Genomic DNA, 19,959 nt, shown 5'->3' on the forward strand with positions numbered 1-19,959 from the left:
TGACAAAAAGAAGCCCGCGTTAACTCCCATTGTCAACGTCGCAACAAAAACGCACCCCGCATTACGCCCCCCTGTCCGCGCTGCGTGCTTCGACAAGCTCAGCATGACAAGACGCCCATGCGCACGTTGATTGCGGGGGTAGGCAACATCTTTTTCGGCGACGACGGATTCGGCGTCGAGGTCGCTCGGCGGCTTGCTTTGGAACGGCTGCCGCACCACGTGAAAGTCGCCGACTACGGCATTCGGGGCGTTCACCTGGCCTTCGAACTGGTCTCGGGCTACGACCGCGCGATCGTGATCGACGCCGTTCCACGCGGGGGGCAAGCGGGTACGCTCTATGTCATCGAACCCGACTTGAACGCGCTCGCACCGGCGCCCGATTCCCACAGCATGGAGCTTGCGAACGTCTTTGCATTCATGAAACGGCTCGAGGGACCGCGGCCGGAGATCACGATCGTCGGTTGCGAACCGGCGAGTGCGATCGAGCGAATGGAGTTGAGCGAACCGGTACGGCGAGCGATCGAACCCGCCGTCGCGCTGGTGCGCAGCCTGCTCGCACGCGAAACGACCTTACCGCTCACACAGGAGACGACCACATGAGAAAACGAGTGATCCTCGGCGCCGTGGGCCTCGCAGCCGGATCGGTCCTCATCGCGCAGGCGTTGAGCGCGCGCCGGGAACTCAAGCGCTACAACAACTCGCGCGCGATGTCTGGCGAAGGGCCGTTCGAGCGCGAGGACCTTACGACCGTGCTGGACGAGATCGGACACAATTTTTCCAACAACTCCGGCGACGTGAAGAGTTTCTTTACGTCGATTCCCGAAGATGCGATGCGCTACGCGCGCATGAAGTCGATGTAGCCATGTGCCTTGCAATCCCCGGCCGGATCGTTGCTTTCGATGAAGAACAGCCGCTTTTGGCCAAAGTCGACGTGGCCGGGATCAAGCGCAACATCAACGTGGGGCTGCTCGTCGATCAACCGCTCGCGGTCGGCGATTGGATCCTCATTCACGTCGGTTTTGCGATGAGCAAAATCGAGGCGGAACAGGCCGAGGACCAGTTGCGCATGCTCAAGGCGCTCGGTGAGGATCGCCTCGCGATGGACGAGGTGCGAGGGTACGCTTTCGAATGAAGTACGTAGATGAGTTCCGCGATCCGCAGCTGATACGAAACGTCGCCGGCGAAATCGCGCGTAGCGTCGATCCCAATCACGAATACCGGATCATGGAAGTCTGCGGCGGGCACACGCACGCGATCTATCGTCACGGACTGCAGGACGTGCTGCCGGAAAACCTGAGATTGGTGCACGGTCCCGGATGCCCCGTCTGCGTCTTGCCGACGGGCCGCGTAGACGACGGGCTGTCGATCGCCGAACATCCCGGCGTCATCCTCACGGCCTTCGGCGATATGATGCGCGTGCCGGGAACGCGCGGCACGCCGCTTGAATTAAAGGCCCGCGGCGCGGATATTCGCATGGTCTACTCGCCCCTCGATGCACTGCGGCTCGCCCAAAACGAGCCAACCAAGCACGTCTGCTTCTTCGCGATCGGTTTCGAAACGACCGCACCCTCCACCGCGCTGACGCTGCTGCGCGCCAAGGCGTTGGGCGTGCGCAACTTTTCGATCTTCTGCAATCACGTCACGATCGTGCCCGCCATCCGCGCAATTCTCGAATCGCCCGATATGCGGCTGGATGGGTTTATCGGCCCGGGCCACGTTTCGACGGTGAGCGGATGCCGCCCATACGAGTTCATCGCGCGCGATTACGGCAAGCCGGTGGTCGTTGCCGGCTTCGAACCGCTGGATCTGCTCGAAGCCATTCTGATGGTCGTGCGGCAGCTCAACGCCAAAGAGGCCAAAGTCGAAAACCAATATCGGCGCATCGTTCCGTGGGAAGGCAACATGCCGGCGCTGCGCGCGATGAGCGACGTCTTCGAATTGCGTCCGTACTTCGAATGGCGCGGCTTGGGCTTCATCTCGCAGTCCGCGCTCAAGCTGCTGCCGGCCTACGCCGCGTGGGATGCCGAAGTTCAATTCGAGATTCCCGGCGTACGCGTGACCGATCCGCGCGCGGCACAGTGCGGCGAAGTGCTCAAAGGCGTGTTGCGGCCGCCGCAATGCAAACTCTTCGGGAAAGAGTGCAATCCCGAGCATCCCGTCGGGGCCTTGATGGTCTCGAGCGAAGGCGCCTGCGCCGCGTATTATCGCTACGTGCGGTACGAGGACGACGCTGCGAACGCACAACCGGTGACGAGTTGATGGACATCCTTGAGCGGCCGCCAGGCGAGGTACGGTTCCGCGATCCGCAAATCGAGATGGCGCACGGCGCCGGTGGGAAACTCACGCGCCGGTTGATCGAAGGGCTCATTCTGCCGCTGCTGCGCAATCCCGTTCTGGCGCCGCTCTCCGATTCGGCGGTTTTCGACATGAACGGCGTCCGCGTCGCGACCACGGCGGATGCGTATGTGGTGAAACCCTTGCGCTTTGCAGGCGGTTCGATCGGCGAACTCGCCGTCAACGGGACCGTCAACGACCTCGCCGTGGCCGGAGCGCACCCCGTGGGCCTCATGGCGACGTTTATTTTGGAGGCCGGTCTGCGCGGCGACGATCTGCGTCTCGAAGTCGAGGCGGTGGCGTCGGCCGCACGCCGCGCGGGCGTTGCGATCTTCGGCGGCGACACGAAAGTGGTCGAGCACGGCTTCGCCGACGGAATGTACGTCTCGACGTTCGGCATCGGTACCGTCGATCCGCGCGCGCGACTCGACGCGCGTGCGGTGCGCGCGGGCGATCGGATCCTCCTCTCGGGACCGATCGGCGATCACGGGATCACGATCTTGCTCGCCCGCGGCGAACTCGATCTCGAAGCGGATACGCTCGTTTCGGATACGCGCTCCGTGCTGCCGTTCGTGGACGCCCTCTTGGATAGCGCCGCCGCCGGTTTGCGCTGGATGCGCGATCCGACGCGCGGCGGCGTCGCAACGGCGCTCAACGAGCTGGCATCGGAGTGCGCGCTCGGAATCGCGATTTTCGAGGACGCGATTCCGCTGCGCGACGAGGTTCGCGGCGCCTGCGAGATCCTCGGTCTGGATCCGCTGCATATCGCGAACGAGGGTCAGCTGCTCGCCGTCGTCGCAGCCGAAGAAGCCGATGTCGCGCTCGAAGCGATGCAGGCCGTGCCCGGCGGCGAACGTGCCGCGTGTATCGGCGAAGTCCGTACCGCACCCGCTAAGACCGTCCTCGCGCACAACGGCTACGGAGGGTCGCGGGCCGTCGACATGCTGGTCGGCGATCCGCTTCCGCGGATATGCTAAAGGTCTCCTCGCTCGATCTGCACCGGTTCGTTCTCGAAAGAATCGAGGAGCGCACGCGCGCGGCGCAGCGATTCTTTCCCGAGCAAGCGCGGCCCCTCGCGATCGCAACGCGAACGATGGCCGAGCGATTTTTGCAGGGTGGACGGCTGCTCGCATTCGGCAAGGGGCCGTATGCGACCGACGCGCAGCACGTCTCGGTCGAATTCCAGCATCCCGTACTCGTCGGCAAACGCGCGTTACCGGCGCTGGATGTGAGCATCGCGTTTCGCGATTGGGTTCCCGCGATTGCCGGACCGTACGACATGGTGATGGGATTCGGGCCGCCGGGCGGCGATCCGGAGATCACCGGTGCGTTGCGCGAAGCGGGCGCGCGCGGCGCAATGACGTTCGCGTTGCCGGGAAGCGATGGTGACTACGCGGTCGCGGCTCCCAGCGACGATCCGCACGTGCATCAGGAACTGATCGAGCTGCTCTGCCACGCGCTGTACGAGAGCGTACACGTCTTTCTCGAACATCGCGAATCCGGCCACGACGTCGGCGCCTCGACGTTTCTCTATCCGTTTTTAGGCGCTGCGCGGCAGCCGCTCGACGAGGTGGTCGACGAGGTCGCGGCGTCGATTCTCGAAAAATCGCGCGACGCGCAGCGCCTGCGCGAGGGGATCGCCGCGGGCGAGGGCATCGAGCAAATGCTTCGGGCGGCGATCGCGATTCGGGAACGGCTCGACGCCGGCGGCAAGCTGCTCATCTTCGGCAACGGCGGCTCGGCGACCGACGCGACCGATTGGGCGCTGGATTGCGTGCTGCCGGAGGGCGGCATGAAACCGATTCCCGCGATCTCGCTCGCGCTCGAACCCGCCTGCATCACCGCGATCGCCAACGACGTCGGTACCGACGTGATCTTTTTGCGCCAGCTCATCGCGCAGGCCCGGCCGGCCGACGTGGCCATCGCCTTGTCGACGAGCGGCGGTTCCAAGAACGTGATCGCCGCGCTGGAAGAAGCGCGCAAGCGCGGTCTGCTCACGGTCGCGCTCTTGGGATACGACGGCGGCGAGATCGCGCGCCGATCGCTGGTCGATTGCGCCATCGTCGCGGATTGCGATTACATTCCGCGCATTCAAGAGGTCCAGGCGCTGATCTATCACATCGTGCGCGAACTTCTGGAACGGCTGCGTCCGAATGCCGCTTGAACTCTACGGGTCGCGTACGTGTCCGTACACCGCGCTGATGCGCGACGACCTGGAATGGAACGGCGAGCCGTTCGTCGAGTTCGACGTCGATGCGGACTCATCGGCGCGCGCGCGCATGCTCGATCTCGTCGACGATTCCGCCATGCTGCCGGTGCTCGTGCTCGACGGCAAGATCGAACGAATCGGGTGGCAGGGTCGCGGATGTTACGTGAAGCGATAGTCGTCGGCCGTCGCCTCCAGATTCGAGGCGTCGTGCAAGGCGTAGGTTTTCGGCCCTTCGTCTACCGTCTGGCTCGCGAGTACGGTATCCGCGGCTGGGTCTGCAACGGCGAGCGCGGGGTCGAGATTCACGCCGAGGGCGAGCCGGGCGCGCTCGATGCGTTCGCGCGCGCGATCGAAACGAGACCGCCGCCGGCCGCACGCGTCGCGACGGTGCAATCGGCGCCGGCAACGGTCGAAAACTTCGCCGGGTTCGAAATCCGTGCGAGCGAGAAACAAGACGTTCCGACGGTGCGCATCTCGCCCGACCTGCCGGTCTGCGCCGCATGTCTGCGCGAATTGTTCGACCCGGCCGACCGCCGCTTCGAGTATCCGTACATCAACTGTACCGATTGCGGACCCCGTTACAGCATCATTCTGGGCCTTCCGTACGACCGGCCGAACACGACGATGCGCGATTGGCCGATGTGCGAGGCGTGCGCCGCCGAGTATCACGATCCCGCGAACCGGCGCTTCCACGCGCAGCCGGTCGCGTGCGCGCAATGCGGCCCGAACGTCGTGCTGGAGGCCGGTGGTTCCGCGCGGCATGGCGGCTCCGCGGCCATTCGCGAAGCTGCGGCGCTCCTGCGTGACGGCGCGATCGTGGCCGTCAAAGGGTTGGGCGGCTATCATCTGGCGTGCGACGCGCGAAACTCGCGCGCGGTGACGGCGCTGCGCGAGCGCAAGTATCGCAAGGAACGCCCGTTCGCCGTGATGGCGCGCGACCCGGATGTCGCGTGCGAGTACGTGACGCTGGATGCCGAGTCGATGCGTCTGCTCGCCTCGATTCGGCGGCCGATCGTGCTGGCCGAGTCGCGCGTCGATCTCGACGGCGTAGCGCCCGATAATCGCGAGCTCGGCATCATGCTTCCGTACACGCCGCTGCAGCATTTGCTCTATGCGTTCGGTGCGCCGGAACTGCTCGTGATGACGAGCGCGAACCGCTCGAACGAACCGATCGCCTACACCGATGCGGATGCGTTCGAGCGTTTGGGCGGTATCGCGGACGCTTTCCTGATCGGCGAACGCGAGATCGCGCGGCGAATCGACGATTCGGTGGCGCGCGCGACGAAGCGAGGCCCCGTAGTCGTGCGGCACTCGCGCGGGTTCGCGCCCGAATCGGTCGCCACGCTTCCGGTTACGGAGCCGATCCTCGCGGTCGGAGCCGACCTCAAGAATGCGATTACGCTCGTCGTATCGGGGGAAGCATTTTCGAGTCAGCACATCGGCGACCTCGACCACTTTGCCGCCTTCGAAGCGTTCCGTGCGACGATCGCCGATCTGTGCGCGATGTACGAAGTCCGGATGGAAGATCTGCTGGTGGTACACGACGCACATCCGGAATATGCCTCGACGCTGTACGCGCGCTCGCTGCCGGGGAGGCACCTGGCGGTGCAGCATCATCGCGCGCACGTAGCGAGCGTGCTCGCGGAACGCGGATGCTGGGACGAACGGGTTATCGGCGTAGCCTTCGACGGCACCGGGTACGGCGACGATGGAAGTATCTGGGGCGGCGAAATCTTTGAAGGCAGCGTACGCGCCGGATTTCGGCGCGCCGCGCATTTGCGCACGGCACTCCTCCCGGGCGGTGACGCCGCGGCGCGCTTTCCGGTGCAGGCGGCGGCGGGCTTCCTCGAGCAGATCGACGGATTGCCCGATCTCACCGCGCCGCCGTTCGTTTTTCCCGCCGCGCGGTATCGCGGCGCGCTCGAGCTCGCGCGCAAACGGATCCGCACGTTTCCAACGACATCGGTGGGGCGCTTGTTCGATACGGTCGCGGCGCTGCTGGGCTTTACGCGCGAAACGACGTTCGAAGGACAGGCGGCGATGTGGGTCGAGCACCTCGCTCGCGCAAGCGCCCCGGCTGCGCCCTATGCGTTTCCGGTGTGCGAGAGTGAGCTGGACTTTCGTCCGACGCTCGCGGCGATCGTTGCCGATCGTCTGCGCGGGCGCGGCGCGAACGAGATCGCGGCCGCGTTTCACGCGGGGCTTGCCGATGCGATCTGCGAGGCGTGCGCCGCGTTTGAGCCGCACCGGATCGTCGCATCGGGCGGCGTCTTCCAAAATACGTTATTGCTCGAGCTGCTCGACGCGCGACTCGGCGACCGGCTGTGGACCAACGCCGTCGTTCCGGCCAACGACGGCGGCATCAGCCTCGGTCAAGCCGCAATCGCCGCTTTAACGGCCGGCGTCTAAGTCGGAACCCGCAGAACGAGGATGGCGATGTCATCGCTCGCTTCACCTTGCGAGAACTGCAGGGCGGTTTCTTCGATCTCCCGCGCGAGTTCGGCCGCATCACACGATTCGTCGGACGATGCGATCAGGCCCAGCAGCGCATCTTCGCCGAAGAACAGTTTGCCGTTGCGCGCCTCGTTCACGCCGTCGGTATACGCGACGAGCGCGTCGCCCCGCTCGAGCCGCAGGTCGACCGACTCGATGCTGAAGTTCGGCAGAATCCCCACGAGCGGACCGCCGGCCGCAACGCGTACCGCGTCACCTCCGGCTTTTCGAAGGATTGCCGGCACGTGTCCAGCGCACGCGATCCGCACGTAGCAGGTTCCGTCGCGCTGGGGAGCGAGCGTGCCGTAGAGGGCGGTCAAGAACATGTCGGGCGCCGGGCTGCGTGCGATCATCGTTTCGTTGAGCCACGATAAAACGTCGGCGGGGTCGGCGCCCTTGATCGCGGCCGCTCCGACGGTATGGCGGGCGAGCGTGGCGATCTTGGCGGCTTCGACGCCTTTCCCGCATACGTCGCCGACGAGGAACGCCCACCGGCCGGGGCCGGTTGCAAACACATCGTAAAAGTCACCGGCGAGTTCGACGCCGTGGCCGGCTGGGTGAAAGCGCGCGGCGATATCGAGCCCGGAAATCGTCGGCAGCATCGGCGGCATCAAGCTCTCTCGGAGTGTTTGGGCGAACGCTTCGGCCTGGGTGCGGGCTACTCGCTCGTTCGCTACCGCACCGCGTAGCGCGATCTCGCGCGCGGCTGCGTCGGCGAGCGTTCGAACCACCTCGATGTCGCGCGACGTCCACTCGCGCGGAACGACGTCGACGATACAGAACGATCCGAGCACTTCGCCGCCCGGTGCGACGAGCGGAAAGCCGAGCCACGCGCGCACGCCCATCGAAACCACCGAAGGGTTCGCGCGCGTTCGTTCATCGATCGCCGCGTCGGCGACGATCAATTCGCGGCGCGACCGCACGACGTACTGGCAGAATGACTCCTCGACCGTGTTCTGGTGCGGCATATCCAGCGGGATGCCGAAGCAGCTTTTCCAGAACGAACGCGCGTCGTCAACGACCGTCGCGAAGGCAAACGGAGCGTTCAAAAGCGTCGCCGCCAGCCGCGTCAAGTCGTCGAAAGGCGCTTCGGGCTCCGTGTCGAGCAGTCCCGAAGCTAGCACCGCCGTCAAACGCGCCGGGTCGTAGATCGGATCGACCGGGAGCGCTTCGCTGACCGTTTTTACCATCTGCGCCTGACAATACGGATCCAACCCGCAAAGTCATGCCCGCGGCGGCGCCCGCTTTTTGCGGGCTGCCTGCGACCGAATGCGGTCTGAAAAATCGTGAACGGCCGCCGAGCACAGCGCATCCATCGGGGCCTCGCGCAGCCACTGCACCCCGGTTTCGATCTCGCGGCTCAAGCGTGCCGTTCCGAGCGTCCCGGTAATGGCCCGTACGGTTGCGTCGTGCGAGCGCTGCCACTGGGGGAGGAGAGCCTGGGCCGTGCGCTTGCGCAGGGCTTGTTCGGCTCCTAGAAACCGGGCGGCGAGTTCGGCGCTGCCCGCGTGCTGCAGGCACCAGGCAAACCCTTCAAAGCAGCCAGCGACGATACGCTCGTTGTGCTGCTCCAATCCGCGTTCCGCGCACTGCGCGAAAAGTTCGAAGGCGGCCTCCGGATCCTCGTCGTAACGCGCGATCGCGAGATTGAGCCGCCAGAACGTTCCTTGGAACGTTTCACCCGCACGCTCGGAAAGGTCGACGCTATCCTGGAGCGCCTCGATGCTCGCCCGGCGATCGCCGCAAACGGCCGCATACACGCCGTAGCCGCCGCGGGCGTAGGCCCGCAGCCAAAGATCGTCGGCGAAGCTTTCGGTCTCGGCGCTCGCGCTCTCGAGGTAGCGCGCGGCGGCCGCCCGATCGTTGCAAAAGAGCGCCGCAATCCCGGCGTGGATCCGTGTGATGACCGCGTCGCGCTCTTCGCCGATACGAGCGTACATCGTAAGGGCGCGCTCGAGGGCCTCGCCGGCCTCGACCACCGCGCCCTGCTGCAACGTGCACAGACCGTAGGTACTTAAGGCGCGCGCGCCGGCGCGCGACGCCTCGGCCGGCGCCGCTCGCAGGATCTGCTCGCAATACGCCGATCCCTCGGCGAGCAGTCCGCGAAACCAATAGTACCAGCGCAGCGCGCCGAGCAATCGAAGGCGCCATTCGCGCACCTCCGAATCTTCGGTGCTCCATTCGAGGGCCGCGCGCAGGTTGTCGTTCTCCTGACTTAAGAGCGCCATCGCATGCGATTGACGATTCGTCGTCAGTTCCGATTCCAAACGTTCGGCAAGCAGCGCGAAGTATTCCAAATGTCGTCGCTGCGCGATGCGCTCTTCGTTCAAGTCGGCGAGTTTTTCGAGCAGATACTCCCGAATCGATTCGAGTAGACCGTAGCGGTTGTCATCGGCTCGCGGCACGGTGGTCACGAACGACTTGTCGACCAATCGTTCGAAAACGGCGAGCGCCTGCGTCGCATCGGCGTTCTCGGCACTGACCGAGATGGCGGCCTCGAGCGAAAAATGCCCGCGAAAAACGGCTAGCGACCGAAGCATGCGCGCTTCGTCCTCGACGAGCCGCTCGTAGCTCCAATCGATCGTTCCGCGCAGCGTTCTCTGATGCGGAACGGCGACCGGCGACGTACTTTTGAGCAACGCGAAGCGATCGTCCAGGTGTTCGAGAATCTGCCCCGGGCTGAGCGCGCGAGCGTGCGAGGCGGCGAGTTCGATCGCGAGCGGGATGCCGTCGAGTCTGCGCGTGATATCGCCGATGAGCGAAGCGTTCTGCTCCGTGAGCCGAAACTGCGGGTAGACGGCCGCTACTCGCTGGCAGAGCAACCGGACCGCGTCGTATTCGATAAGCTGCGGGCCGCCCGTTTCTTCTGGTTCCGGGACGCGCAGCGGGCGAACCTCGTACACGACGCCGCCGGGAACGCCGAGCGATTCGCGGCTCGTCGCGAGGATCGTAACCTCACCCGCGGTCGTCAGCACGCGTTCGGCAAACTCCGAGCATGGAGCGATCATGCGCTCGCAATTATCCAGCACCAAGAGCACGTGTGCGTCGGCGAGTTCTTCGGCGATTCGCGCGTGGAGGTCGCGGTTCTCTACGTCGGCCAGACCCAGCGCGCTCGCAACCGTCGGAAGAAAGAACGCCTCCTGCGTGACGGGCGCGATCTCGATGAGGCGCACCCCGTCGCGATAGCGCTCGAGGCTGCGGCGCGCGAATTCGAATCCCAAGCGCGTCTTTCCAACGCCGGCCGGCCCGACCAGCGTGACGAGCCGCGCGGTTTCAAAGAGCGCGCCGATCTCTTCGAGTTCGGCGACTCGTCCCACGAACGTACTGATCGATGGAGGGATCGAGTGCGATCTCGTTTTTCGAACGTGTGAGACGTGTGGCACCGCACCCGCCCGCACGCGAACCATCGAGAGTACCGCCGCAGTCTCCGGCATCGGCTCCACGCCGATCTCGCGCTGCAGCGTTTCAGCAAACGTGCGATATTCTCGGACGGCGCCCGCGCGGTCGCCGCTCGCCGAGCGCAGTTCGATGAGGCCGCGAACGAAGTCCTCGCGCCACGGATCGCAGCGCAACGCCGTTTTCGCATACTCGATGGCGCGCGCGTAATCGCCGCTCGCGCGAGCGTTTTCTACGAGCGCACCGAGCGATTGGAGATGAAGTCCGCGCAGACGCTCGCGGCGATCGTTCAACCACTCTCCCTCGGTGGTCGCCATGAGGTCTCCCGCGTACAACGGCACCGCACTTGCCGCGTTGCCCTCGGCGACGTACCGCTCGTATTCGCGAACGTCGAACCAATACGGGGCATCGCGGTTCCACGAAATCGATCGCCGCTCGCTGATCAGCCACTCGGCTTCGGTGCGCGGCAGCGCGCGCTGCAAGAGATACACGGTTCGGCGCAGGTTGGCGCGCGCGTCCTCTTCGGGGTCGTCGGGCCAAAGCGCGAACGCGACCTCGTCACGAGGGATCGCCGCATTGCCGGCGAGCAGCAAAAAGGCGACGACCGCGAGTCCGTTGGGCGGCAGCCGAAGCTCCGCCGGCGGCGAGCCGCTCGCGATCGAGCCCGCCCCGAAAAGGCGTATGGCCAGCCCCGGCAATTGCATGCGCTGCTCCTCGACCTCACGATACGCTAGCCCTCGGAGCCGGTCAACCCGAATCGAAATCGGATTGAATTCGGACGGTAACGCGACGGGCCAAGGACGCCGCGTTTGCTACGCTAGCTCCATCGAACACCAATCGTTGTAGGAGATCACCGTGGAACTGAAGTTGAATCGCAAAGAGCAGACCAGCGAACGGATCGCACAGCCGGACGACCTTCGCACGCATCTCGTTCATCGGGCCGGCGCCGCTGGATCGGGACTCTTTCCGGGATGGGGCCCGAAGCTTTGATCGGAAGGACTTGCGGACGGGGTGGCATCGGACTTACGTCCCGTCCGCTTTGGTGCGATGATCCTCTTCCGTAGCGGCCGCATAGGAGTGCGCCGGGGCGGCGTCATAGGCGAGATGACGGAGGGTTCTACGCATGCCCTTAACATCGGATCAAGTGCGCGACTACGCGCAGAACTACGTCGGCGCGATGCTGCTCGATAAGCGCGTTCGCGACGACGTCAACGCCGCCGGCGATCACGATGCGCCGGACTACCACAAGAAGCTCGCGACTGCGCTCGGGCGGCATCTGCAGCCAAAGGCCGCTTTTAGCGAGGACGACGCCGCATCGATCTGCCGCTACGCGGGCGAACATCTGCAAGACTTCCGCCGGCATCTGGAGAGCGTCGCACCCGGTGCGGCGGAGTCGATCGGGCCGTACGTCGACGGGTTTCACGCTCAGACGCGGGAGTGAGTTCGCGCGCTCTCGACGAGGCGCTGGCGCGCCTGCCGGAACTTCGGCGGCGATTTGACATTACGCGCGTTTGCGAGACCACTCGTTTGGATCGAGCGTGCGTCCCGATGATGAGCGCGATCGTTCCCAACTCGCCCGACGACGTGAGCGTGTATAACGGGCGGGGCCGCACCCGCGATGAGGCGCTCGTCGGAGCGGTGATGGAGGCCGTCGAGCGCCAGACGGCGGCGCGCTGCGAATTAGCGCAGCGTACGATGAGACCGGATGCGATCGAAGGCGGTCTCGATCTGCGCGCCGCCGGCCTGCGCTCCGGCTACGCGGGCGTCGAGATGCCGTTCGTCCGCGGCCTGGACGTTGCGAACGGCGAAACGGTTTTCGTCCCCACCGCACTCGTGCAGATGCCGTGGCGCGGCCTTCCCGCGTTCGCGACCACGCATACGAACGGACTGGCGGCCGCTTTTTCGAAAATCGATGCGATTCGCCGCGCGTTGCTCGAACTTCTCGAACGGCATCTTTGGGCGCTCACGCACGCCGGAGCGCACCTGCGTCCGAAGCGGATTCTGCGCGCGTCCTTACGGTGCGATCTCGCCTTCGTCGACGATCCGGTTGACGAGTTGGTCTTGCCGTGCGGCGACGAGCGAGTCGATGACCTCGCGCTGCGTATTCGGGCGGCAGGCCTGACGCTGCGCGTGGTGGTGATGCGGGCTCACGGTCTGCCGCTTGCAATGTGCGCGACCGTGCGCGAAAGCGAGACGGGGATCGAACGCGCTCACACGGGGTTGGGCGCCGCATGGTGCCCTGCCGATGCGGCGGTGCGGGCGATCACCGAGGCCATGCAGGCGCGGGTGGCCGACACCCAAGCGGCGCGCGAAAATATTCTGCGCGCAGGTGACGAACGAGGATCGTTCTCGGAGCACACGCGTCGCGGGCGCGCCCCCGCGTATGGACGCTGGTACTTCGACGGACCGACGTCGCCGGTCGATCTGGGTGCGCTCGAAGATTCGAGCGGTCCGGATATAGCCGGCGAAACGCGCAGACTCATCGCCGCCGTGAAGCGGCTGGCCGCCCGAATCGTGGTGGTAGACCTTTCGCCGCCGGATGGCGGCTACGCGGTCGTGCGCGCGATCGTGCCCGAATTGGAGACGACGCTAATCGACGGCAGAATCGGCTCCCTCGCCAAGCACGTCGTTGCGGGCGCGTAGACTCTCCGCGACCAGACGCCGTACCAGTGCGGCTGCGGATTGGCGGCGGGCGAGGCGCGGCGCCTGGCCGGACCAAAGCGAGAGATAGTCGGTACGGCCATCGGCCCCGGCTTTCGCGCGCATCGCTCGAGTCAAGGCGTTCTGCATCGGATAGGGCGCGATCGCACCCGAGGCTTCGATCTCGCGCATCGCCCGATTGACCAGACCGCGAGCCGGGCGCCCGGAGAACGCGCGCGTGATCGCCGTGCCGTCCTCGGACGCGGCGAGAATCGCGTCTTTGTACGCTTGCGGAAGACCCGATTCGTCACACGTCAGAAACGCCGTCCCTAATTGCGCGCCGGCCGCGCCCAATACGCGTGACGCGACGATTCCCCGCCCGTCCATGATGCCGCCGGAAGCGATGACCGCAACCGAGACCGCGTCGACGATCTGCGGTACGAGCGCGAGCGTGCCGATCATCGCGGATTCGAACGGCCCTAAAAACGTGCCGCGATGGCCGCCCGCCTCGCTGCCTTGCGCGACGATGGCATCGACGCCGGCATCTTCGAGGGCACGCGCCTCCGCCACGGTCGTAGCGGTTCCGATCGTACGGATTCCGCGCGATCGCAATCTCTGCAGCGCCGCCGGCGGCACAATGCCGAAGGTGAAACTAAAAATCGGTGCGCCGGACTCGATAACCGCATCGAGTTGCGCATCGAACGCGGCGCGCGACGAATACACTGGCGGCACGCTCGGGGCGGGCATTCCGAGTTCGGCGTGATAGTGCGAAAGCAGTTCGATCATCGCCGTGAGGTCCGCGTCCGGCGGATCGGGCAACGGCGAGAAGAGATTGAACGCAAACGGTTTCTCCGTGCGCTCGCGCACCGCCGCCGCCGCATCGAGAATCTGCTGCGGCGTCATAGACGCGGCGCCGAACGACCCCAGAGCTCCGCTCTGCGAAACGGCCGCTACGAGCTCGACCGTCGTCGCGCCGCCGGCCATCGGCGCCTGGACGATAGGGTGTTCGATTCCCAGCAGCGCTTCGAAATCACGTCGCATGCGACGCCCCGATGTGTTCCGGATCGAAACGCGGATAGCGCGGTCCGTGCGCGCCGAACTCGTACATTTCGACGGTAGACGGCATACGTACGTGCGCGTCCGGCCACCGTTCGGAAGGAGCGAATACCACGTAGCGGGCGTTGCGCTCGCGCACCAGCGAGACGATTCGGCCGCCGTCCTCCGCGATCTCGGCCTCTACATCGTTGGCGCGCGCGAATGCGACGGCACTCTCGTCCCGATCGACCAGCAGCGCGCGGTGGCCGCGGTCGATGAGCCGGCGGGCGGCATCGAGGGTGAGCGGCGAGATGCCGGCGATAATGAGCGAGGGCATAGCCAAGCCGAAGATACGCGTCACCGCGATCGCCGCGGCGGTGGAAACGACGATCGTGATCATGATGATAAGAAAGAGTACGCCCGCGAGAACGCCGCCGCCGCGCAAGCCCCAGGCAGGCAACTGGGTCGCGTAATAGGTTGCGAGCGATACGGCGACGATACCGCGGGGGAAGATCGTCATCATCAGCAATCGTTCGGGCCACGAGTAGCGGCCGCTCGTCGTTGCGAGCAGCACGGTCACGATGCGAAAGGCGATCAATACGCCGACGATTGCCGCGGATGGCAGGACGAGCGCGCCGAGTTTCGCGATCTCGATCTGCGACGCAAGCAGAACGAAAACGGTCGAAAGCGCGAGCATCGAGAGGTCCTCTTTGAACGAGCGCAGCAAACGTTCGTGCGGAATCGCCTTTAGCTCCACGATCATGCCGCAGACGACTACGGCCACTAGGCCGCTCTCGTGCGAAAGATATTCCGCCAGCGCGTACGCACCAAAGCCCAAAAGCAGGACGTAGATTTTGCTGATGTCGCTCGACGAGCGCGTCGCGAGGCCGATCGTTTGCCTGCCCAAGATGCCTAATGCCAGGCCCACGACGAGACCCGTCCCGATGCGCAACGTCGCGTGTAATCCGGTGACGAACGGCGCACCGGGACGCGTCGTAAACGAAGCGAAAACGGCGGCCGCGATGATGACGCCGATGGCGTCGAGCACGAGCCCTTCGGTTTCGAGGAGGTGCGAGAGCAAGACCCGCAGCCGCAGCCGCGCGAGCAGCGGTCCCGTAACGGTCGGTCCGGTGACCACGCAGACCGCGGCCACCATAATCGCTACCAGCGGCGTCAGGCCGAAGTGGCGTCCCACGCTCGGTAATGCCGCAAGCGTGAGCGCCGGGCCGACGATGGCCAAAAGTCCGATCGTCGCCTTCGGCATGTGGCGCAAATCGATTCGCAGCGTTGCCTCGAAAAGAACGACGACGACCGCGAGCGAGAGCAGCGCGCGCGCTCCGGGCTGGGTCAAATCTAGGCGGAGCCAGCCGATCCCGCTGGGGCCGGCGGCCAAACCGCAAGCCAGCAGCGTAATGATCGACGGCACCCCGAATCGGCGGAGCAGGATGCGCGCGAGCAACGCGGCGCCCAGTACCAGGACGGTGCCGAATTCTACGGACAGCGTTGCGGGATGTGGCGGAAAACCCATGAAGTCGGCGCTTCTCTTCAAACGCAGAATTTCTTGGTACAATGATGCGACGCCGCATTTTTTCGCAGAGGGCTCACATGGATTTTATTGGAGCGATCGACCCCGCGAGCGTAGACGGTAAAGAGCCGATCGCGCAATCGGATCAATTCGCGATCTACGCGCTAGGCAGCGGAGCGTATCTTCTCGTACAGCGGCACGCCGGGACGCCGTGGATGGGGCTGCGCCTCTCCGGCGACGGCGTTTTCCGCGTCGGATCGCTGATCGTGGAAGCGATGCGGCATCTCTACCGCGATGTCGCTTCGCACCTTTCGCCTAGCCGCGTTGATGACGGACAGGAGTCGTGGCGATAACCTCCGGTGCGGGCGAGAGTAACGCATCGTGGATTTCGAAGCGTTTGTCGAGACCGGTTATCCGCAGTAGGCGGCGGACGTTCGGTTGCACCTGGATCATCCGAACGACGGCCGGTCCGGTCAGGCGTTCTTTGAGCCGGATCAGTTCGGTAAGCGCGGTCGCGTCCATAAAGGTTACGTCGCGCATGTCGAGCGTCGCCCGTTCGGTAAACGGCGCTTCGCGCAACCGCAACCGCAATTCTTCGCGCCGAGTGAGATCGTATTCGCCGGACAATCGCAGAACGAAAATCAAATCGTCATTGGCCGCGAGTGGATCTTGCATAGGTCTCTGTTCCGAATTGGTACCAAAAACGCGCAACGCAAAAGCTGCGAAACGGTCTTCATGGGTTAAAGTATACGCCAAAACCGCCGCCCGTGCACCCGTGGTCGGGGTAGTCCGGGGCGGCTAGCGGCGGCGGCGAGGGGTATAGGTTACCAAACGCGGAGCTTGTTTGGCTACGAACTCCGGAAGTTCCGGATTCTTCGAGCGATCGAGCCGTTTGCCGAGCGATCGTTCGATCTGTGCGAAGAGCGACTCTTCTTCGGCGGAGACGAACGTGATCGCGTCGCCGGTGCGTTTCGCGCGCGCGGTGCGGCCGATGCGGTGAACGTAATCTTCTGGAATCATCGGAACGTCGTAGTTGACGACGTGGCCGAGTTCGGCGATGTCGATGCCGCGCGCGGCGATGTCCGTCGCAACCAGAACGCGGTATTTTCCGCGTTTGAATCCATCGAGGGCTTGCGTGCGCTGCGCTTGCGAGCGATCCCCGTGAATGCGCTCCGAAGCGACGTTGTGTTTGGCGAGCGCCGCGGCTAGGCGATTGGCGCGCGCTTTCGTTCGCGTAAACGCTATCGCGCTGCCGATCGAGCTATCTTTGAGCAGTTCGACGAGCAAATCGGTCTTGCGCAACTGATCGATGGAATAGACCGTTTGAGTGAGCCCATCGACCGCCGAGTTCGTCGGCGCGAGATTGACTCGCACCGGGTCGCGGAGCATCTCGCGGGTCAGGGCGGCGATTGCCGGCGGAATCGTGGCGGAGAAGAAGAGCGTCTGGCGTTTGGCGGAGACGAGTTTGGCTATACGCCGCACGACGGGCAGGAAACCCATATCGAGCATCCGGTCGCCTTCGTCGAGAACGAAGAGCGAGACCTCGCCGAGTTTCGCCGTTCCCTGCGTGACGTGATCGAGCAGGCGTCCCGGGGTCGCGACGATGATATCGTCCCCGCGTGCGAAGGCGCCAGCCTGTTTGCCGAAGCCCACGCCGCCGTAGACGGCGCTGACCCGAATCTTCGTATGGCGCGCGAGTTCGCCGAGATGCGTCGCGATCTGCGCGGCGAGTTCGCGCGTCGGAGCGAGAATCAGCGCGCGCGTTTTGCCGCGCGGCAGATCGATTAGCGCGTTGAGGATCGGCAGGCCGAACGCTGCGGACTTGCCGCTGCCGGTCGCCGCGCTCGCGAGCACGTCGCGCCCTTCGAGCGCGGGCGGGATCGCCGCGGTTTGAACCGGAGTGGGTTCGGTGTAGTGGAGGTCGCGTACCGCGCGCAGCAGCGCCGGGTGCAGACCGAGTGTGTCAAAACTGTTGATGATCGTGTCTTTCGTGAACGTACGTGGGAGTCGGACTAGCGGCGTCGCGGTCGCGAGCGATAGACGACTTGGGGTTTGGGCGCTTCGATGCTCGCTTCGGGAGAGAGCGGATTCTTCGTGCGAACGAGCGGCTTGCCCAGCGCGTACTCGATCTGTTTGATCAGCGGTTCTTCGTCGGCCGAAACGAACGTGATCGCATCGCCGGTTGCCTTCGCGCGCGCCGTGCGGCCGATGCGATGCATGTAGTCTTCGGCGGCGTGCGGTACGTCGTAATTGACCACGTGACCGAGTTCGGCGATATCGATGCCGCGTGCGGCGATGTCGGTCGCGACCAAAACGCGATACTTTCCGCGCTTAAAGTTTTCGAGCGCGCGAGTACGCTGCGATTGCGAGCGATCGCCGTGGATCAGCTCGGTGGGGATCCGATGCTTTTCGAGCGTCGCCGCCAGCCGGTCCGCGCGCGCTTTCGTGCGCGTGAAAGCGATGGCGGAAAAAATCGTGTTGTCCTTGAGCAATTCCAGGAGCAGATCGGTCTTTTTATCTTGCGCGACCGCGTAGAGCGTTTGGGTCAGGCCGTCGACGGGCGACGCTTTGGCCGCGAGCTCTACGCGCACCGGGTTATCGAGCATGTCGCGGATCAGCGCCGAGATCGCCGCCGGCAGCGTTGCCGAGAAAAAGAAGGTCTGGCGCTGCGTTGCCACGCGCGTGATGATCTTGCGGACCGCCGGCAAAAAGCCCATGTCGAGCATGCGGTCGGCTTCGTCGAGCACGAGCATCGAAACGCGATCGAGTTTGGCCGTGCCGCGCTGCACGTGGTCGAGTAACCGCCCCGGCGTGGCCACGACGATGTCGGTGCCGCGTTTGAATGCGGTTACCTGCGGGCCGAAACCGACCCCGCCGTAGACGGCCGCGACCGTCACCGTCGTATATTTAGCGAGCTCGGTGAGGTGTTGGGCGATCTGCTCGGCGAGCTCTCGCGTCGGCGCTAGAATCAGCGCGCGCGTCGTTCCGCGCGGCTGGTCCATCAGTGCCTGGAGAAGCGGAAGTCCGAAAGCGGCCGATTTACCGCTGCCGGTCTCGGCGCTGGCCAAGACGTCGCGGCCTTCGAGCGCCGGCGGAATGGAGAGTTGTTGAATCTGGGTGGGTTCGGTGAATTTAAGGTCGCGCACGGCGCGAAGCAACTCCGGCTGCAAGCCGAGTTCGTCAAACGTACTGATAATGGACGATCTTTCGAAGGAGAGCGCGGCTCGATCGCATTTCGAAAGATCGCGCAGGGTGGCCCTCAGTATTGCACGGCTTCCCCTCCGGAGTCAAATGGAAGAGTCGCAGGAGGGGTCGGCCACGCGTCCCTAAGGCCTTCCTCAGGCATGAGATGGTACGATATCGCGATGTTACGAGGTTTTATCGCCGGCGTAACGGTCACGGTCGCAATCGTGCTGCTCGCCGGATACGCGGGGATCGTCACCGGCACGCTCGTTCCGGCCAACGCCGATGCCAAACCGGGCAAATTCGAAGAATGGGCGGCGAAAACGTCGCTGCGCGCGAGCGTACGGCGCGCCGCGACGCCGGCCGCGATCCCGCTCGCGGCAAGCGATCGCAACCTGCTTGCGGGCATCAAACTTTACGGCGAAAACTGCGCCGTCTGTCACGGAACCGCCGGCGGCGTCAAGAGCGAGACGAAGATCGCAAAGGGTCTCTACCAAAAGCCGCCGCAGCTCGGCGGCAAGCACGGCGTCGAAGACGATCCCGGCGGCGAGACGTTTTGGAAAATCAAGCACGGAATTCGCTTGACCGGCATGCCGGCGTTTGGGTCCACGCTCAGCGACGCGCAGATCTGGCAGATGTCGTTATTTTTGAAGCAAATGGATCGCTTGCCACCCGTGCCGGAGCGCGCGTGGCAAGCGATGAGGACGCCGTAGTTTAGAGGAGCGGGTGGTCTTCCGGGGTGGCCGTGAAGCGATACTCGGTCGCGGTTTCGTCGATCGCCGTACCGACAATCTTGCCGCGTTCGAGACTTCCGCGAATCTGGATCGCGCCGTTCGGACCGATATCGAGCCAGATATCTTTGCCGCTGCGGCCGCCGGTAACGGTGACGAAGGGCCCCTGGCCGTCTTCGGCGCGGTAGTAGCCGCTGATGATGTTATCGGGCGATATCCGCAGTTGGAGCGTTCCGCTATAGGGACCGGGAGAACCGTATAGTTGTACGAACTGGGTCGTGTAATAGGTCGCGGCGTTCGAGGGCGATGCGGCTACTCCGGCCGGGGCGCCGGCTAGGAGCGCAGCGGCGACCAATGTTTGAAGGGTGTACTTGTTCATGTCTGCTTCTTACTACCGCGCGCGAGCGGTAACG

Annotated in this window: 21 protein-coding genes; 13 read left to right on the top strand and 8 right to left on the bottom strand. The window is 64.8% G+C overall.

The window, feature by feature from the left end:
- Nucleotides 1-117: 117 nt before the first annotated feature.
- Genes VIG32_08500 through hypF form a run of 8 tightly spaced genes read left to right on the top strand, consistent with a single transcriptional unit; the run spans nt 118 to nt 6,952 of the window.
- Nucleotides 118-600: a hydrogenase maturation protease gene (locus VIG32_08500; GenBank protein ID HEY8298044.1), complete on the top strand. Its 483-nt coding sequence runs from the start codon at nt 118-120 to the stop codon at nt 598-600.
- Nucleotides 597-860 carry a hypothetical protein gene (locus tag VIG32_08505; GenBank protein HEY8298045.1) on the top strand — a complete coding sequence of 88 codons (264 nt, stop codon included), beginning with the start codon at nt 597-599 and terminating at the stop codon, nt 858-860. The genes VIG32_08500 and VIG32_08505 overlap by 4 nt, the downstream gene beginning before the upstream one ends.
- 2 nt (nt 861-862) lie before the next feature.
- On the top strand, nt 863-1,132 hold the full coding sequence (locus VIG32_08510) for a HypC/HybG/HupF family hydrogenase formation chaperone (protein ID HEY8298046.1): 270 nt from the start codon (nt 863-865) through the stop codon (nt 1,130-1,132).
- On the top strand, nt 1,129-2,259 hold the full coding sequence (hypD, locus tag VIG32_08515) for a hydrogenase formation protein HypD (protein HEY8298047.1): 1,131 nt from the start codon (nt 1,129-1,131) through the stop codon (nt 2,257-2,259). Before VIG32_08510 ends, hypD begins: the two co-directional genes overlap by 4 nt.
- A complete protein-coding gene (gene hypE / locus VIG32_08520) occupies nt 2,259-3,311 on the top strand; it encodes a hydrogenase expression/formation protein HypE (protein ID HEY8298048.1) in 1,053 nt (350 codons plus the stop codon). Before hypD ends, hypE begins: the two co-directional genes overlap by 1 nt.
- The gene (locus tag VIG32_08525; protein ID HEY8298049.1) at nt 3,305-4,498 is read left to right on the top strand and encodes an SIS domain-containing protein; all 1,194 of its coding nucleotides are present in this window, start codon (nt 3,305-3,307) and stop codon (nt 4,496-4,498) included. The genes hypE and VIG32_08525 overlap by 7 nt, the downstream gene beginning before the upstream one ends.
- Nucleotides 4,488-4,718, top strand: a complete 231-nt coding sequence (locus tag VIG32_08530; GenBank protein ID HEY8298050.1) for a glutaredoxin domain-containing protein — start codon at nt 4,488-4,490, stop codon at nt 4,716-4,718. Before VIG32_08525 ends, VIG32_08530 begins: the two co-directional genes overlap by 11 nt.
- The gene (hypF, locus tag VIG32_08535) at nt 4,700-6,952 is read left to right on the top strand and encodes a carbamoyltransferase HypF (protein ID HEY8298051.1); all 2,253 of its coding nucleotides are present in this window, start codon (nt 4,700-4,702) and stop codon (nt 6,950-6,952) included. Before VIG32_08530 ends, hypF begins: the two co-directional genes overlap by 19 nt.
- On the opposite strand, the gene VIG32_08540 is transcribed toward hypF, so the two are convergent.
- Nucleotides 6,949-8,226 (bottom strand): GAF domain-containing SpoIIE family protein phosphatase, encoded by a 1,278-nt coding sequence (locus tag VIG32_08540; GenBank protein ID HEY8298052.1) that lies wholly within the window; start codon nt 8,224-8,226, stop codon nt 6,949-6,951. The two genes, hypF and VIG32_08540, sit on opposite strands and share 4 nt — an antisense overlap.
- A 33-nt stretch (nt 8,227-8,259) precedes the next feature.
- Nucleotides 8,260-11,136: a BTAD domain-containing putative transcriptional regulator gene (locus VIG32_08545; protein ID HEY8298053.1), complete on the bottom strand. Its 2,877-nt coding sequence runs from the start codon at nt 11,134-11,136 to the stop codon at nt 8,260-8,262.
- A gap of 151 nt (nt 11,137-11,287) precedes the next feature.
- Between VIG32_08545 and VIG32_08550 the strand changes: the two genes are divergently transcribed.
- The 3 genes from VIG32_08550 to VIG32_08560 all read left to right on the top strand — a co-directional run bounded on the left by VIG32_08550 (nt 11,288) and on the right by VIG32_08560 (nt 13,075).
- Nucleotides 11,288-11,422 carry a hypothetical protein gene (locus VIG32_08550; protein ID HEY8298054.1) on the top strand — a complete coding sequence of 45 codons (135 nt, stop codon included), beginning with the start codon at nt 11,288-11,290 and terminating at the stop codon, nt 11,420-11,422.
- 133 nt (nt 11,423-11,555) lie between these two features.
- A complete protein-coding gene (locus VIG32_08555; protein ID HEY8298055.1) occupies nt 11,556-11,873 on the top strand; it encodes a hypothetical protein in 318 nt (105 codons plus the stop codon).
- The gene (locus VIG32_08560; GenBank protein HEY8298056.1) at nt 11,870-13,075 is read left to right on the top strand and encodes a YcaO-like family protein; all 1,206 of its coding nucleotides are present in this window, start codon (nt 11,870-11,872) and stop codon (nt 13,073-13,075) included. Before VIG32_08555 ends, VIG32_08560 begins: the two co-directional genes overlap by 4 nt.
- Here VIG32_08560 and VIG32_08565 read toward each other — a convergent pair.
- Together VIG32_08565 and VIG32_08570 are read right to left on the bottom strand one after the other, a co-directional pair.
- Entirely contained in the window at nt 13,022-14,113 is a 1,092-nt protein-coding gene (locus tag VIG32_08565; GenBank protein ID HEY8298057.1) for a nitronate monooxygenase, read from the bottom strand. The two genes, VIG32_08560 and VIG32_08565, sit on opposite strands and share 54 nt — an antisense overlap.
- Entirely contained in the window at nt 14,103-15,635 is a 1,533-nt protein-coding gene (locus VIG32_08570; GenBank protein HEY8298058.1) for a cation:proton antiporter, read from the bottom strand. The genes VIG32_08565 and VIG32_08570 overlap by 11 nt, the downstream gene beginning before the upstream one ends.
- A gap of 77 nt (nt 15,636-15,712) precedes the next feature.
- Between VIG32_08570 and VIG32_08575 the strand changes: the two genes are divergently transcribed.
- Nucleotides 15,713-15,985 carry a hypothetical protein gene (locus tag VIG32_08575; protein HEY8298059.1) on the top strand — a complete coding sequence of 91 codons (273 nt, stop codon included), beginning with the start codon at nt 15,713-15,715 and terminating at the stop codon, nt 15,983-15,985.
- Here VIG32_08575 and VIG32_08580 read toward each other — a convergent pair.
- From VIG32_08580 to VIG32_08590, 3 genes are all read right to left on the bottom strand, one after another.
- Nucleotides 15,948-16,307 carry an STAS domain-containing protein gene (locus VIG32_08580; protein HEY8298060.1) on the bottom strand — a complete coding sequence of 120 codons (360 nt, stop codon included), beginning with the start codon at nt 16,305-16,307 and terminating at the stop codon, nt 15,948-15,950. The genes VIG32_08575 and VIG32_08580 overlap by 38 nt on opposite strands.
- Nucleotides 16,308-16,430: 123 nt before the next feature.
- Nucleotides 16,431-17,612: a DEAD/DEAH box helicase gene (locus VIG32_08585; GenBank protein HEY8298061.1), complete on the bottom strand. Its 1,182-nt coding sequence runs from the start codon at nt 17,610-17,612 to the stop codon at nt 16,431-16,433.
- A 32-nt stretch (nt 17,613-17,644) separates the two neighbouring features.
- Entirely contained in the window at nt 17,645-18,802 is a 1,158-nt protein-coding gene (locus VIG32_08590; GenBank protein ID HEY8298062.1) for a DEAD/DEAH box helicase, read from the bottom strand.
- A 195-nt stretch (nt 18,803-18,997) separates the two neighbouring features.
- On the opposite strand from VIG32_08590, the gene VIG32_08595 reads away from it, so the two are divergent.
- The gene (locus VIG32_08595; protein HEY8298063.1) at nt 18,998-19,528 is read left to right on the top strand and encodes a cytochrome c; all 531 of its coding nucleotides are present in this window, start codon (nt 18,998-19,000) and stop codon (nt 19,526-19,528) included.
- A 1-nt stretch (nt 19,529) separates the two neighbouring features.
- Here VIG32_08595 and VIG32_08600 read toward each other — a convergent pair whose 3' ends face one another.
- The gene (locus tag VIG32_08600; protein HEY8298064.1) at nt 19,530-19,925 is read right to left on the bottom strand and encodes a hypothetical protein; all 396 of its coding nucleotides are present in this window, start codon (nt 19,923-19,925) and stop codon (nt 19,530-19,532) included.
- Nucleotides 19,926-19,959: the final 34 nt, after the last annotated feature.

The organism is Candidatus Baltobacteraceae bacterium (assembly GCA_036559195.1).
Taxonomy (GTDB): domain Bacteria; phylum Vulcanimicrobiota; class Vulcanimicrobiia; order Vulcanimicrobiales; family Vulcanimicrobiaceae; genus JALYTZ01.

What these genes read in the sequence shown, in the direction of transcription:
- VIG32_08570 (HEY8298058.1), bottom strand. Translation starts at nt 15,635, where the DNA reads ATGGGTTTTCCGCCACATCCCGCAACGCTGTCCGTAGAATTCGGCACC.
- hypE (HEY8298048.1), top strand. Translation starts at nt 2,259, where the DNA reads ATGGACATCCTTGAGCGGCCGCCAGGCGAGGTACGGTTCCGCGATCCG.
- VIG32_08600 (HEY8298064.1), bottom strand. Translation starts at nt 19,925, where the DNA reads ATGAACAAGTACACCCTTCAAACATTGGTCGCCGCTGCGCTCCTAGCC.
- VIG32_08545 (HEY8298053.1), bottom strand. Translation starts at nt 11,136, where the DNA reads ATGCAATTGCCGGGGCTGGCCATACGCCTTTTCGGGGCGGGCTCGATC.
- VIG32_08565 (HEY8298057.1), bottom strand. Translation starts at nt 14,113, where the DNA reads ATGCGACGTGATTTCGAAGCGCTGCTGGGAATCGAACACCCTATCGTC.
- VIG32_08580 (HEY8298060.1), bottom strand. Translation starts at nt 16,307, where the DNA reads ATGCAAGATCCACTCGCGGCCAATGACGATTTGATTTTCGTTCTGCGA.
- VIG32_08575 (HEY8298059.1), top strand. Translation starts at nt 15,713, where the DNA reads ATGGATTTTATTGGAGCGATCGACCCCGCGAGCGTAGACGGTAAAGAG.
- VIG32_08500 (HEY8298044.1), top strand. Translation starts at nt 118, where the DNA reads ATGCGCACGTTGATTGCGGGGGTAGGCAACATCTTTTTCGGCGACGAC.
- VIG32_08510 (HEY8298046.1), top strand. Translation starts at nt 863, where the DNA reads ATGTGCCTTGCAATCCCCGGCCGGATCGTTGCTTTCGATGAAGAACAG.
- VIG32_08595 (HEY8298063.1), top strand. Translation starts at nt 18,998, where the DNA reads ATGTTACGAGGTTTTATCGCCGGCGTAACGGTCACGGTCGCAATCGTG.
- hypD (HEY8298047.1), top strand. Translation starts at nt 1,129, where the DNA reads ATGAAGTACGTAGATGAGTTCCGCGATCCGCAGCTGATACGAAACGTC.
- VIG32_08540 (HEY8298052.1), bottom strand. Translation starts at nt 8,226, where the DNA reads ATGGTAAAAACGGTCAGCGAAGCGCTCCCGGTCGATCCGATCTACGAC.
- VIG32_08525 (HEY8298049.1), top strand. Translation starts at nt 3,305, where the DNA reads ATGCTAAAGGTCTCCTCGCTCGATCTGCACCGGTTCGTTCTCGAAAGA.
- VIG32_08555 (HEY8298055.1), top strand. Translation starts at nt 11,556, where the DNA reads ATGCCCTTAACATCGGATCAAGTGCGCGACTACGCGCAGAACTACGTC.
- VIG32_08530 (HEY8298050.1), top strand. Translation starts at nt 4,488, where the DNA reads ATGCCGCTTGAACTCTACGGGTCGCGTACGTGTCCGTACACCGCGCTG.
- VIG32_08505 (HEY8298045.1), top strand. Translation starts at nt 597, where the DNA reads ATGAGAAAACGAGTGATCCTCGGCGCCGTGGGCCTCGCAGCCGGATCG.
- hypF (HEY8298051.1), top strand. Translation starts at nt 4,700, where the DNA reads ATGTTACGTGAAGCGATAGTCGTCGGCCGTCGCCTCCAGATTCGAGGC.